This window comes from Streptomyces sp. SID13726 (genome assembly GCF_010548375.1).
Lineage (GTDB): Bacteria > Actinomycetota > Actinomycetes > Streptomycetales > Streptomycetaceae > Streptomyces.
Window position 1 is genome coordinate 253,245 of record NZ_JAAGLY010000004.1, and the last position, 13,164, is coordinate 266,408.

The following is a 13,164-nucleotide window of genomic DNA, read 5'->3' on the forward strand; positions in this document are numbered from 1 at the left end:
AAAACTCGGCGCCGGAAGGGCTCAGATGAGGCCGAGCGCGCGCACCGCCTCGCGCTCCTCCTCCAGCTCCTTGACGGAGGCGTCGATACGGGCGCGGGAGAACTCGTTGACCTCCAGGCCCTGGACGATCTCGTAGACGCCGTCCTTGGTGGTGACCGGGAAGGACGAGATCAGGCCCTCCGGGACGCCGTAGGAGCCGTCCGACGGGATGCCCATGGAGGTCCAGTCGCCGTCCGCGGTGCCGTTGACCCAGGTGTGCACGTGGTCGATGGCGGCGTTGGCGGCCGACGCGGCGGAGGACGCGCCACGGGCCTCGATGATCGCGGCGCCGCGCTTGGCGACGGTCGGGATGAACTCCTCGGCCAGCCACTTCTCGTCGTTGACGGTCTCGGCGGCGTTCTTGCCGGCGACCGTGGCGTGGAAGATGTCCGGGTACTGGGTGGCGGAGTGGTTGCCCCAGATCGTCAGCCGCTTGATGTCGGCGACCGTGGTGCCCGTCTTCTTCGCGAGCTGGGTCAGCGCGCGGTTGTGGTCGAGGCGGGTCATCGCGGTGAAGCGCTCGGCCGGTACGTCCGGAGCGGCGGCCTGGGCGATCAGCGCGTTGGTGTTGGCCGGGTTGCCGACGACCAGGATCTTGACGTCGTCCGCGGCGTGGTCGTTGATGGCCTTGCCCTGGGGCTTGAAGATGCCGCCGTTGGCCTCCAGGAGGTCACCGCGCTCCATGCCCTTGGTACGGGGGCGGGCGCCGACGAGGAGACCGACGTTGGTGCCGTCGAACGCGACGTTCGGGTCGTCCGTGATGTCGATGCCCTGGAGCAGCGGGAAGGCGCAGTCGTCGAGCTCCATGGCGGTGCCCTCGGCGGCCTTGAGCGCCGGGGTGATCTCCAGGAGGCGGAGCTTGACCGGCACGTCCGCGCCGAGCAGCTGGCCGGAGGCGATGCGGAAGAGCAGGGCGTAACCGATCTGGCCGGCCGCGCCGGTGACGGTGACGTTCACGGGAGTGCGGGTCATGGCGTTCTCCGTATGACAGCTGGCGGTGGGGCGTCCCTGCCCCGGACGTTTGATCGATCTCTCGGCATCAAGAGATCCACCGGTCAGGCTATCGCGCATCCGGCACCCCGAACGTCCGGCCCCATGTGGCCCACCCCACAACGCCCCCGCGACACCCCCACAAAAAGAGGCGGCCGCCCGTCCGGGAGAGGGGGGACGAAGGCGGCCGCCGTATGGGGGTACCGTTTCCGGACTCCCGTGGGGGTAAGGGTCGCGTGCCCCCGATTCAACGGCTCATGCACGCGCCGCGAGGTTTTACGCACTCACTCGGTGCACCCCTGCTGCCCCGAAGCGAGCGTCACGCACGCCTTCGCCTCGCCCGCGTCCTTCACCGCGACCATCGGCGTGTAGGCGATCGTGTCCCCCGCCTCGGTGATGCTCCCGCTCTGCTCGGCCACCTTCCCGGCGGACACCTCGACCTTGTCCCCCTGGCCGGCCTGGGTCACCCGCCCCCACGCCGCCCCGCAGGTCTCGCTGTACCGCACCTCGACGACGGTCGCCCCCACCGCCGCGGTCTTGGCGGTGGTCACCAGATCCCCGCTGCACCCCATCGCCTCGGCGTCCTTCCCGGTGCACCCCGCCCCACTGCACTTCACCCCGGCGGGCAGCGAGACGGACGCGCTCGCGGACGGCGACGGCGACTTGGCGGCGCCCTCCTTCTTCTCCCCACCCGGATCGGTCAGGTAGAACACGGCGGCGACCACGACCAGCACCCCGACGACCCCCGCGAGGAACATCGTCAGCCGCCGCTTGCCGCCCCCGGAACCACCGGAGCCGCCAGACCCACCGGAACCCGCGAAGCCCGCCTCCCCCGGACGCGCGTCCTGCGGCTGGTCGTACGGCCCCGGCGCCCCCGGCGTCCACCCCGGCCCGTCGGCCGGGACGGGCGCCGCAGCGGCCGTACGCCCGGAAGCCCGCGACGGCCCCTGGTACCCGGCGACACCCCAGGAGTTGGCACCGGAGGAGCTGCGGTCGGCCTCCGGCGAAGCCCCCTGCGGCGGCACCGTGGGTGCCACCCCCGCCGGTCCCGCGATCCCCGGCGTCGCCGTCGCGCTGCCGCTCTTGCGGGCCGTCTTGCCACCCTTGGCGTTCGCCGGCGGCGCCCCGAACTCGCCGAGCGCGGCCCGCGCCTGGGAGATCCGGATGGCCTCCATGGTCATGTCGTGGCGCATCTCCGAACGGCTCCAGGCACGCTCGGCGAGCTCCCACATCGTGGTCAGATGGATCGGGTTGGTGCCGGTGACCTCGGCCAGGGCGACGATCGCACCCTTCGGCGCGAGCAGCCGGCCGTTCAGATACCGCTCCCAGGACGTCTTGCTGTAACCCGTACGGTCGGCGACGGCCGCGATGCTCAGGCCGCTGCGGTCCACGAGCCGCCGCAGCTGGCTCGCGAACTCCCTGACCTGCGGATCCAGTTCATCCGGCAAGGCCCTCCAACGAGGCATTGCTCCCCCCTCTTTCCCCCCGGTCGGTGCTGGCTGTTCCTCGCTCTTCCCCGTGCCACAAGGATCTCAGTTCCCCGGACAGGGGCGCACGGGAGCATCCACAAGCTCGACACGTTAGTCGTACCGTCGAACAGCGCCGTATCAAATACGCAAACTTGTCAATACATCACCACAGGGGGAACACACCGGAAATACCGCCCGTCACGGAAGTTCCCGGATCACCCAGACGCCACGGCGCCGACGATCCCGATCAGCAGGACGAGCGCGAGCAGCAGGGCGGCGGAGAGCAGGAGCCGGTTCATGCCGGCGACGGTCTCCTTGGGCGGCTCGTCCCACCAGGGCAGCGTGGGGTCGTCCTCGTACTCCTCGCCCCGCACTCCGGCGGACGGGGCGGGGGCCGTCGCCGGGCGGGGCCAGGCCTGGACCGCCAGTTCCCAGCGCACCGCGAAGCGTTCGGTGTCGGCGCCGTCGAGGCCCGCGATCCGGCACAGGGCGGCCACGGCCTGGCGGGGCGGCGGCTGGGTGGCGTTGAGATAGCGGTGCCAGGAGGACTTGCTGTACGCGGTGCGGGCGCCTAGGGAGACGAGGCTGAGCCCCGTGCTGTCCTTGAGCTGCCTGAGCTGCTCCACGAAGTGCCGTACCTCCGGCGGCAGATCGTCCGGCAGCGCCTGCCAGCCACCCATCACCCACCTCCACGGCGTCCCGACCTGTTCCCGGTCCTGTCCTGTTCCCAGGAGTTCGACGACGTCAGAGGCCTGATCGGTTCCTGGCACCGGGGCGCCTGTGGCAGCTCGCGGACACCGTGCCGGAACCGTCACCGCTGTGACACAGCGCACTGACAGCGGTTGAACAGGCAGCTCAGGACACGGGAGGCTGAAGCGTGACGGCGGCCCGTCCCTCATCGGGGGAGGGGATGGGCCGCCTTCGCCTGGGCCGGCTTTGCCTGAGCCGGCTTCACCTGAGCCGCCTTCGTCCTCAGCTGCTGCTGACCGTGAAGTGCAGGGTGTCCTTGAGGAACGGGATCACCAGCCACGGGTCCGGCTGCACCATCAGGGCCAGCAGGACGATCGCGGAGCCGAGAACGCCGTAGGTGGCGATGTCGGTGAAGCGGGAGCGCACGGCGAGCATGCCGACGTCCGGGAGCAGCCAGCGCAGCACGGCACCGGCGAGCAGGGCGACACCGACGAGCAGCGTGCCGAGGCGGAACTGGTCGAGGGCGGTCAGCAGGAGCCCGATCCCGACCGTGGCCAGCACCGCGAGCACCGGCCACTGCCGGGCGGGCGCCGGAGCGTCCCGCGGCGCGGCCCGGCCGCCGCCCTCGGGCCGTGCGGTGTCCCTGGTGAACAGCGGAAACCGCCGGGTCACCCGGCGCGGCCGTCCCTCGGCGTCGGGAGCGCTGATCGCGTCCCGCACCACCATCTCGGCCTGCCGCTCGGGGTCCTCCGCGTCGACGGACTCGTCCCGAGAGGCACGGGAAGCACGGGAAGCACGGGAAGCCCCCACCGAGGCACCCGTCGAGGCACCCTCCGACGAAGTCCCCGACGAGCCACCCGCCGAAGCATCCCCGCCATCCGCCGCACCCGGCTCACGACCCCCGGTCTCCACGCCCGTACCCGTAGCCGCGCCCGCGCCCGTTCCCTTCCCCTGCTCCCCCGCCTCAGGCGACACTGCGCTCCGCCGCCTCGACCACGTTGACGAGCAGCTGGGCGCGGGTCATCGGGCCTACGCCGCCGGGGTTGGGGGAGATGAAGCCGGCGACCTCGGCGACGCCCGGGTGGACGTCGCCCACGATCTTGCCCTCGGCGTTGCGGGAGACGCCGACGTCGAGGACGGCGGCGCCCGGCTTCACGTCCTCGGGGCGGATCAGGTGGGCGGAACCGGCGGCGGCGACGATGATGTCGGCGCGCTTGAGGTGGGACGACAGGTCACGGGTGCCGGTGTGGCACTGGGTCACGGTCGCGTTCTCGCTGCGGCGGGTGAGGAGCAGCGGCATCGGGCGGCCGATGGTGACACCGCGGCCGACGACCACGACCTCGGCGCCCTTGATCTCGACGCCGTAGCGGCGCAGCAGGGTCAGCACGCCGTTCGGTGTGCAGGGCAGCGGCGCCGGTTCGTTGAGGACCAGGCGGCCGAGGTTCATCGGGTGGAGCCCGTCGGCGTCCTTGTCGGGGTCCATGAGTTCGAGGATGCGGTTCTCGTCGATGCCCTTGGGCAGCGGCAGCTGGACGATGTAACCGGTGCACGAGGGATCGTCGTTGAGCTCGCGGACGACCGCCTCGATCTCCTCCTGCGTGGCCGTGTCCGGCAGTTCACGCTGGATCGAGGCGATACCGACCTCGGCGCAGTCCCGGTGCTTGCCGGCGACGTACTTCTGGCTGCCGGGGTCGTTCCCGACGAGGATCGTGCCGAGGCCGGGCGTGACGCCCTTCTCCTTCAGCGCCGCCACGCGGGCGGTCAGATCGGACTTGATCGCGGCTGCGGTGGCCTTGCCATCGAGAATCTGGGCGGTCATGTGCCCATCCTCGCGGATGACCCGCCCCGGGTTCCAATCCTGGTTGCACTTGCACAACACCTGGCGAATGCGGCTGGACAAGCCGTGTCCTCTTTGAGAACGATGTAGGGCGCTGTATCGCGGCTGCTGTTCGGGGGGCATACCGCTCTGTTCGTGACGTTCCTCCGCACAATTCCGCAACGTCCCCTTTGCGCCAACGGAGGATTCCCACCATGAGTTTCGGCTCGCCCAACAACCCGTACGAGAAGCCGCAGAACCCCCAGCAGCCCCCGCAGCAGCCGGGTTACGGCTACCCCCAGCAGCCCCCGCAGCAGCAGCCCGGATACGGCTACCCGCAGCAGGCCCCGCAGGGCGTGCCGCCGCAGCAGGGCTACCCGCAGCAGCCGGGATACCCCCAGCAGCCGGGCTACGGCTACCCGCAGGCGCCGCAGGTCCCCGCCTCCGCCTACGGCTACCCGCAGCAGCCGGGTTACGGCATGCAGCCCTCGTACGCGAACTGGGGCCAGCGCTTCCTCGGCACCCTGGTGGACGGCCTCGCCTTCCTGGTCCCGTACGTCCTCGTCATCGTCGGCGCCAACGCCAAGATGGCGTTCCTGTCGCTGCTCGGCGGTCTCGCGCTCCTCGGCCTCGCGATCTACCAGCTGATCATCGAGGGCAAGAAGGGCCAGACGCTCGGCAAGCAGGCGCTCGGCATCCGGCTGGTGCGGGAGATCGACGGCCAGCCCATCGGCGTCGGCATGGCCTTCGTCCGCCGCCTGGCGCACTTCCTCGACAGCATCGCCTGCTACCTCGGCTGGCTGTGGCCGGCGTGGGACGCCAAGCGCCAGACCTTCGCCGACAAGGTCTGCTCGACCATCGTCATCCGTACGAACTGAGCACCGCTTCACCACAATCGGCGCCGGATCGCCACGGTGCCTTCTCGCCATACTTTCCGCGGGGCCGTGTCACGCCGTGACACGGCCCCGCGGCGTCGCCCACCCTTGCTCGTACACACGCGGGGACGGGGAGACGAACCGTGTACAGCATCATCGTGGTACCTCCGCCGACCACGGAGGACCGGACGGCACCCGGCCAGTTGCGGCTCGCGCCGGGCGAGCGGCTGACCTTCGGACGCAGCGCCGCCTGCGCGGTGCGGATCCCTCACGAGGGCGTCTCGCGACGAGCCGGCGAGATCACCGCGCAGGGCGCCTTCTGGGCGCTGAGCAACCTGAGCGGGCGCCAGACCTACGTCGTGGAGAACCCGGAGGGCGCGGGCGAGCACATCAAGGTCGGGCCGGGGCGGCTGGAGGCGCCGGTCCCCTTCGAGTTCTCCCGGATCGTGCTGCCGGCCGCGGGCGACCTGCTCGCCGTCGACGTGTGGGCGCCGCGTCACGACTATCTGCGCGAGGCGGACGGCCTGGAGGGCGCGACCACCGCGCCCGCCTTCTCGCTGGACGTGTCCAAGCGCTACTTCGCCGTCCTGGCCGCCCTGTGCGAGCCCCGGCTGCGCGGCGCGCCGCACGCGCCGACGCCCACCGTCGACCAGGTCGTGGACCGGCTGCGGCCGGCCTGGCCGGCCGCCTCGCGCACCTCCGTGCAGTGGAACATCGACTACCTGGCGGTGAAGCTGCGCCTCAAACCCGGCCCCGAGGAGGCCGATCCGGGTCCGCGGCTGAACGGCAAGAAGGAGTCCCTGGTCTCCCTCGCCCTCCGCTTCGACCTGGTCCGGGAGGAGGACCTGGCGGTGCTGCCGGCGGCCGGCGGGGCGGTCCGGTGACCGAGCCGTACGCCGTGCCGGTCCCCCGGGGCTACCGGGTCGGCGGCTGGGAGGTGCGCGAGCCGATCGCCACCGGCGCCTTCGGAAGCGTCTACGAGGGCCGGCGACGGGACGGCCGACCCGCCCTGGCCGCCCTGAAGTTCCTGCCCACCGGCACCGGTACCCCCCGCCACCTAGCCCACCTGCGCGAACTGGTCGACCGCGAGGTGGAGTTGTACCGCAGACTCCAACGCCCCCGCCTGATCCGGCTGTACGACACCCTCGTCGTCGACGACCCCGAGCGCCCGGAGCTGGACGGCGCCACCGTCCTCGTACTGGAGCTCGCGCGGACCTCCCTGTCCTCGCTGGTGGCCGCGGAACCCCGCCCGGCGTCCGGTCCCGCGCTGCTCGCCCAGATCTGCGAGGGGCTGGCCCAGCTGCACCGCGCGCACTGGGTGCACGGGGACCTCAAGCCCGCCAACGTCCTTCTGATGGACGACGGTTCGGCCCGGCTCGCCGACTTCAACATGGCGGCGGAGCTGGAGGGCACCCACGCCTACACGCCCGCCTTCTCCACGCCCGACTACACCCCGCCGGAGCTGCTCTGGTCGGAGGTCGGCGAACGCGGGCGCCGGATCCGCCCCTCCGCCGACATCTGGGCCTTCGGCGTCCTCGCCCACCTGGTCCTCACCGACACCTTCCCGCTGCCCGGCGGCACCCCGTCGGCCCGCCGGGACGCGGCGGCCGCGTATGCGCGGGGCACCGACGACCTGCGGCTCTCCCCCGAACTCCCGGACGACTGGCGGGAGATCGTCCGCGACTGCCTCACCCGCACGCACGCCGACCGCGTCACCATCGAGCCGCTGCTGCGCCGGGTCGAGGCGGCCGCCGGCACCATCCCGTCCCCTCGCCCACGGCGCCGACCCGGCCGTACGACGGTCCTGGCGGCCCTCGCGGCGGCGGTGGCCGTGGCCGCCCTGGGGCACGGGCTCACCACCTGGGCGACGGACCCGGACTCCCCCGGCGGGGCGGCCGGTTCGAGCGCGCCCTCGGCCTACGGGGCCGCCGAACTCCGTACCGACCGGGGTGTCCCGGCCGTCTACCGGCCGCTGATCGTCGAGTCGGCCCACGACTGCGCCGAGCCGGACGTCACGCCCGCGCTGCTCGCCGCGATGCTGAAGACGGAGAGCGGCTTCGACGCGAGCCTCTCCGACCCGGCCAACGACGAGTACGGCATCGCCCGTTGGACCCCGAGGGTCCTGCGCTACTGGATGAACGCCGACGGCACCCCGGCGGACACCGTCCCCCGGCCGCCCTTCCCGCCCGCCGAGTCCATCCCCGCGATGGGCCGCTACCTGTGCTGGATCGCGCCCCGCCTGGACTCCGGACTGCCGGGCGACCGGCGGGTGTTGATCGCCGCCGCGTACCGGACGTCGTACGACAAGGTGAACGACGCCCGCGGTGTCCCCGCGAAGTACCGCGACTACACCGACCGCGTCGCCCGCCACCTCAAGGAGTACACCCCGCCCGGGAGGAAGTGACCCTGGGACATCTCAGGTTCCCCCGGGCGGGCCGGTACGGGACGGTGGTGGTCGCGCCGCTCCGGCCCCTTCGGGGGAGGGTCGGAGACCGGGCAACGGAAGGCCGTGAAGACTGCCGGATCACGGCAGTGATCCGGCACGGGGCCCGGAGCGAGGATGTCCGTGCGCCCACCGGTCACGGTGGACGCACGGACATCCGACGTTCACCAGGAAGGTTTCCCACGTGAGACTGACCCGCGCCGCCGTCCTGACCGCGGCCGCCGCCCTGGCCCCGGCCCTTGTGCTGACCGCCCCGGCCTTCGCCGCCGACGCGACCCCGTCCTCGGTGTCCGCCACCGCGGCCACGTCGGTCTCGGCGGACTACCCCGTCGACGAGATGTCGGACGACGAGGTCCGGGTCGCGATCATGCGCATCATCGGCGCCCCCACCACCGGCCGGGCCGTCTACCGCGAGGCACAGCGGGCCATGGACGGCACCATCGAGGACCAGCGCGCCTTCCTGAAGACCGGCCTGCGGCTCGCCCAGGCCGAGGACGACCGCGTCGCCATCTTCCGCATCCTCGCCGACCCGGCCACCAGCCCCGCCGTACGCGCGGCGGCCCAGGTGGCCCTCGACGACGGCTCACCTGAGGCGCTGCGGTACTTCCTGGAGGTCGGACGGTACGAAGCGGACGCCTGACACCCCCGCCCCACCGCTCCCTGGCCGTCCCGGCCCCCTGCCCGGCGTCGGAACGATAGCCTCTTCCCAGCCAACTGGCGTGACATGTGGGCCCGTTGCGAGGGAAGAGGCAGGTCGGGGGCGCGTGACAGACATACCGGCGGGGGAGACCACGCTCAGGCAGGCCGGCGCGGTCCCGCTGGTGCCCGCCGATCCCGGACGTATCGGACCGTACGTCCCACTGGGGCTGCTCGGCAGCGGCGGCATGGGCCGGGTCTATCTGGCCCGGCGCGAGGACGACGGTCCGGGCCTCGCCGCGGTGAAGGTGATCCGGCCCGAGTACGCCGAAGGGCCGGACTTCCGGCGGCGGTTCGAGCGGGAGGCCGCCGTGCACGGGCGGGTCCGCACCCCGCGCGCCCCGCATCTGCTCGGCACCGGCTTCGACGACTCGCTGCTGTGGATGGCCACCGAGTACCTGCCGGGCCTCACCCTCGTGGACGCCGTGCGCGAGTGCGGGCTGATGGAGCCGGCCGGGGTGTGGCGGCTGGTGGCGGAGCTGGGGGAGGCGCTGTCGGCGCTGGCCGCCGCAGGGGTCGTACACCGGGATCTGAAGCCGTCCAACGTGATCCTGTCCCCCCGGGGCACGCACGTCATCGACTTCGGCATCTCCCGCGCCGCCGACAGCAGCGCGATCACCACGACCGGCAACCGGGTCGGCACGCCCGCGTACATGGCGCCCGAGTATCTGCGCGAGGGCCGCTGCGACCACACCTCGGACGTCTTCTCGCTCGGCTGCACCCTCGTCTACGCCGCCACCGGGCACGCCCCCTTCGGCGACGGGACCGGCGTGGACGTCATGCACCGGGTCGCCTTCGAGGCGCCGGACGCCGAGGTGATGGCCGAACTCGCGCAGTCCGACCCGGCGTTGGCGTCGCTGCTCACCGCCTGTCTCGCCAAGGACCCCGCAGGGCGCCCCACTCCGGGGCAGCTGACGGACGCGGCCACCGCCGCCGGGCACGGCCGCGCCGCCAACTGGCAGGAACCGCTGGCCGCCCGGCTCCGCGACCGGCAGCAGGGGTGTGCGGTGCTGGACGGGATGTCCGTACGGCAGACCGATCGCTTCCGCACACCGACGGCACCGGTGCTCTCCCCGGTCGCGGGGACCGGTGAGACCCGGCAGCGCCGTAGGAGGCCGTTCCTGGCCGGGGTGGCGGGCATCGCCGTGGGGGCCGTGGCCGTCGGCGCCTTCCTGCTCACCCGCCCGGGCCTTGACTCCCCCGCCGCGGCGGCCCCGACCGGCTCCAGCAGCGTCAGCGCCTCCGGGACACCGGCCTCCGAATCGCCCAGCGCCTCCGCCTCACCCTCCGGCAAGGACAAGGACGAGGAGAAGAAGGAGGAGGAGCAGAAGGACAAGGGCGAGGGCCGGCAGGCCGCCACCGAGGAGAGCGGCGAGCCGGACAGCACCCCCTCCGCTTCCGCCGGCGGCGACAGCGGCGGCGGCGACACGGGCGGCGGAAGCGGCGGCACCGCGACCACCCCGGCCCCCACCGCCACGGTCACGAAGACCACCGCGCCCCCGGCCACCCCCGCCTGGATCTCCGGCTGCACCTACTACTCCGGCACCGAACTCACCGACTACGGCGACAAGGGCCAGCGAGTCGTCCAGGTGCAGTGCATGCTCACCAAGCGCGGCTACAGCGTGGGGAGTTCGGGCGTGGACGGCGAGTTCGGCAAGGACACCCGGACCGCGGTCAGGCAGTTCCAGAGCGCGAAGGGCCTGGAGGTGGACGGCCAGGTGGGGCCCAACACCTGGGCGGCGCTCCGCAGTTCCACGTAGCGCCGCCCAAGTGGTGTTCCGTCAGTGGAAGAAGTGCCGCGTCCCCGTGAAGTACATGGTGACGCCGGCCTTCTTCGCGGCCTCCACGACGAGTTCGTCGCGGACCGAGCCGCCCGGCTGGACGACCGCCTTCACACCGGCCGCGGTGAGGATCTCCAGGCCGTCGGGGAAGGGGAAGAAGGCGTCGGAGGCGGCGTACGACCCCTGCGCGCGCTCGGCACCGGCCCGCTCGACGGCGAGCTTCGCGGAGTCGACGCGGTTGACCTGGCCCATGCCGACGCCGACGGAGGCGCCGTCCTTGGCGAGGAGGATCGCGTTGGACTTGACCGCGCGGCAGGCCTTCCAGGCGAAGGCCAGCTCGGCGAGTTCCTCGGCGGAGAGCGCCTCGCCGGTCGCCAGGGTCCAGTTCGCCGGGTCGTCGCCCTCGGCCTGGAGCCGGTCGGTGACCTGGAGGAGCGCGCCGCCGTCGATGGGCTTGATCTCGGCGGGGTGCGCGGGCGCGGCCGGGGCCTTCAGGACGCGGATGTTCTTCTTCTTGGCGAGGGCCTCAAGGGCGCCGTCCTCGTAGTCGGGCGCGACGATGACCTCGGTGAAGATCTCGGCGACCTGCTCGGCCATCTCCTTGGAGACCGGCCGGTTGACGGCGATGACCCCGCCGAACGCCGACAGCGGGTCACACGCGTGTGCCTTGCGGTGCGCCTCGGCGACGTCCGAACCGACCGCGATCCCGCAGGGGTTGGCGTGCTTGATGATCGCGACGGCGGGTTCGGTGTGGTCGTACGCGGCACGGCGGGCGGCGTCCGTGTCCGTGTAGTTGTTGTACGACATCTCCTTGCCGTGCAGCTGCTCGGCCTCGGCGAGACCGACACCCGTGCCGTCGACGTAGAGCGCGGCGGGCTGGTGCGGGTTCTCGCCGTAGCGCAGGGTGCTCTTGCGCTCCAGGGCGGCGGCGATGAAGTCGGGGAACTGCGACTCGTCGGCCGGGGCGTAGGCGCTGGCGAACCAGCTGGAGACCGCGATGTCGTACTCGGCGGTGTGCCGGAAGGCCTCGGCGGCGAGCCGCTTGCGGGTAGCGAGGTCGAACCCGCCGTCCTCGACGGCGGCCAGGACGTCGGCGTACCGCTCGGGGCTGGTGACGACGGCGACCGAGGGGTGGTTCTTGGCGGCGGCGCGGACCATGGAGGGGCCGCCGATGTCGATCTGCTCGACGCACTCGTCGGCGGAGGCACCGGAGGCGACGGTCTCGCGGAACGGGTAGAGGTTCACGACGACGAGGTCGAACGGCTCGACACCCAGCTCGGCGAGCTGCTCGCGGTGGCTGTCCAGGCGCAGGTCGGCGAGGATGCCGGCGTGCACGCGCGGGTGCAGGGTCTTGACCCGGCCGTCCAGGCACTCGGGGAAGCCGGTGAGCTCCTCGACCTTGGTGACGGGGACGCCGGCGGCGGCGATACGGCCCGCGGTCGACCCGGTCGAGACGAGCTCCACGCCCGCCGCGTGCAGGCCGCACGCGAGGTCTTCGAGGCCGGTCTTGTCGTAGACGCTGATGAGCGCCCGGCGAAGGGGCCGCTTGTTCTCGGCGGTCACTGGATAACTACCTTTCGTCCCTCAATGCGATGGCCGGTGCGGGCGAGCCGCCCCACGACCTCGACGAGCAGCCTTCGCTCGACTTCCTTGATGCGCTCGTGCAGAGCGCTCTCGTCGTCCTCGTCCCGGATCTCCACCACGCCCTGGGCGATGATCGGTCCGGTGTCGACGCCGTCGTCGACGAAGTGGACGGTGCATCCGGTGACCTTGGCGCCGTACGCGAGCGCGTCACGGACCCCGTGGGCCCCGGGGAAACTGGGCAGCAGGGCGGGGTGCGTGTTCACGAACCGCCCTCCGAAGCGGGCCAGGAACTCCTTGCCCACGATCTTCATGAACCCGGCGGAGACGACGAGGTCGGGTTCGTGGGCGGAGACGGCCTCGGCGAGGGCGGCGTCCCACTCCTCGCGGGTCCCGTGGTCCTTGACCCGGCACACGAAGGTCGGCAGCCCGGCCCGCTCGGCCCGCGCGAGCCCCTCGATGTCCTCCCGGTCGGCCCCCACGGCCACGATCTCGGCGCCGTACGCCTCGGGCCCGGTCGTCGCGATGGCGTCGAGGAGCGCCTGGAGATTCGTACCGGATCCGGAGACCAGTACGACCAGGCGCTTGACCGGCTCGGCCACGGTGGGGCCCTTTCTCGGGGGATCTTTTGTACGGTCGTACGAATGCATCGAGCCCCGGTATACGGGGAAGCCTACGAAGCGGCCGACCGTCAGCAACGATACCGGCACACCGGAAGGCCCCCACGGGACGGGGGCGTGGCCGGAAGGTAGCGTCTGCCGGGAGCCTCTCCGGGAACGCGGAC

At 72.2% G+C, this 13,164-nt stretch carries 12 protein-coding genes; 5 read left to right on the forward strand and 7 right to left on the reverse strand.

The window, feature by feature from the left end:
- Positions 1-21: 21 nt before the first annotated feature.
- From G3I78_RS12425 to G3I78_RS12445, 5 genes are all read right to left on the reverse strand, one after another.
- Complete coding sequence (locus tag G3I78_RS12425) at positions 22-1,011, reverse strand: malate dehydrogenase (protein WP_164423533.1); 990 nt, start codon at positions 1,009-1,011, stop codon at positions 22-24.
- A gap of 302 nt (positions 1,012-1,313) precedes the next feature.
- A complete protein-coding gene (locus G3I78_RS12430) occupies positions 1,314-2,477 on the reverse strand; it encodes an XRE family transcriptional regulator (protein ID WP_239157781.1) in 1,164 nt (387 codons plus the stop codon).
- A gap of 236 nt (positions 2,478-2,713) precedes the next feature.
- Positions 2,714-3,178, reverse strand: coding sequence for a helix-turn-helix transcriptional regulator (locus tag G3I78_RS12435; RefSeq protein WP_164423536.1), 465 nt, complete (start codon positions 3,176-3,178; stop codon positions 2,714-2,716).
- Between the two features lie 292 nt (positions 3,179-3,470).
- Entirely contained in the window at positions 3,471-3,914 is a 444-nt protein-coding gene (locus G3I78_RS12440) for a DUF3017 domain-containing protein (protein ID WP_164424174.1), read from the reverse strand.
- A 238-nt stretch (positions 3,915-4,152) separates the two neighbouring features.
- Positions 4,153-5,007 (reverse strand): bifunctional methylenetetrahydrofolate dehydrogenase/methenyltetrahydrofolate cyclohydrolase, encoded by an 855-nt coding sequence (locus G3I78_RS12445; RefSeq protein WP_164423538.1) that lies wholly within the window; start codon positions 5,005-5,007, stop codon positions 4,153-4,155.
- Between the two features lie 212 nt (positions 5,008-5,219).
- On the opposite strand from G3I78_RS12445, the gene G3I78_RS12450 reads away from it, so the two are divergent.
- From G3I78_RS12450 to G3I78_RS12470, 5 genes are all read left to right on the forward strand, one after another.
- Positions 5,220-5,882, forward strand: a complete 663-nt coding sequence (locus G3I78_RS12450) for an RDD family protein (protein ID WP_164423540.1) — start codon at positions 5,220-5,222, stop codon at positions 5,880-5,882.
- 140 nt (positions 5,883-6,022) lie between these two features.
- Entirely contained in the window at positions 6,023-6,763 is a 741-nt protein-coding gene (locus tag G3I78_RS51945; RefSeq protein ID WP_164423542.1) for an FHA domain-containing protein, read from the forward strand.
- Positions 6,760-8,283, forward strand: a complete 1,524-nt coding sequence (locus G3I78_RS12460; RefSeq protein ID WP_164423544.1) for a protein kinase — start codon at positions 6,760-6,762, stop codon at positions 8,281-8,283. The genes G3I78_RS51945 and G3I78_RS12460 overlap by 4 nt, the downstream gene beginning before the upstream one ends.
- Positions 8,284-8,506: 223 nt before the next feature.
- Positions 8,507-8,962, forward strand: coding sequence for an ALF repeat-containing protein (locus G3I78_RS12465; RefSeq protein ID WP_164423546.1), 456 nt, complete (start codon positions 8,507-8,509; stop codon positions 8,960-8,962).
- Positions 8,963-9,086: 124 nt separating this feature from the next.
- Positions 9,087-10,778, forward strand: a complete 1,692-nt coding sequence (locus G3I78_RS12470; RefSeq protein ID WP_164423548.1) for a serine/threonine-protein kinase — start codon at positions 9,087-9,089, stop codon at positions 10,776-10,778.
- 21 nt (positions 10,779-10,799) lie between these two features.
- Here the strand turns inward: G3I78_RS12470 and purH are convergent, their stop codons facing one another.
- Both purH and purN read right to left on the reverse strand, forming a co-directional pair.
- Positions 10,800-12,362: a bifunctional phosphoribosylaminoimidazolecarboxamide formyltransferase/IMP cyclohydrolase gene (purH, locus tag G3I78_RS12475; protein WP_164423550.1), complete on the reverse strand. Its 1,563-nt coding sequence runs from the start codon at positions 12,360-12,362 to the stop codon at positions 10,800-10,802.
- Positions 12,359-13,030 carry a phosphoribosylglycinamide formyltransferase gene (gene purN / locus G3I78_RS12480; protein WP_164423552.1) on the reverse strand — a complete coding sequence of 224 codons (672 nt, stop codon included), beginning with the start codon at positions 13,028-13,030 and terminating at the stop codon, positions 12,359-12,361. The genes purH and purN overlap by 4 nt, the downstream gene beginning before the upstream one ends.
- Between the last annotated feature and the right edge of the window lie 134 nt (positions 13,031-13,164).

Coding starts and splice junctions, on each gene's coding strand:
- purN (WP_164423552.1), bottom strand. CDS start 13,030: ATGCATTCGTACGACCGTACAAAAGATCCCCCGAGAAAGGGCCCCACC.
- G3I78_RS12435 (WP_164423536.1), bottom strand. CDS start 3,178: ATGGGTGGCTGGCAGGCGCTGCCGGACGATCTGCCGCCGGAGGTACGG.
- G3I78_RS12440 (WP_164424174.1), bottom strand. CDS start 3,914: ATGGTGGTGCGGGACGCGATCAGCGCTCCCGACGCCGAGGGACGGCCG.
- G3I78_RS12445 (WP_164423538.1), bottom strand. CDS start 5,007: ATGACCGCCCAGATTCTCGATGGCAAGGCCACCGCAGCCGCGATCAAG.
- G3I78_RS12450 (WP_164423540.1), top strand. CDS start 5,220: ATGAGTTTCGGCTCGCCCAACAACCCGTACGAGAAGCCGCAGAACCCC.
- G3I78_RS12425 (WP_164423533.1), bottom strand. CDS start 1,011: ATGACCCGCACTCCCGTGAACGTCACCGTCACCGGCGCGGCCGGCCAG.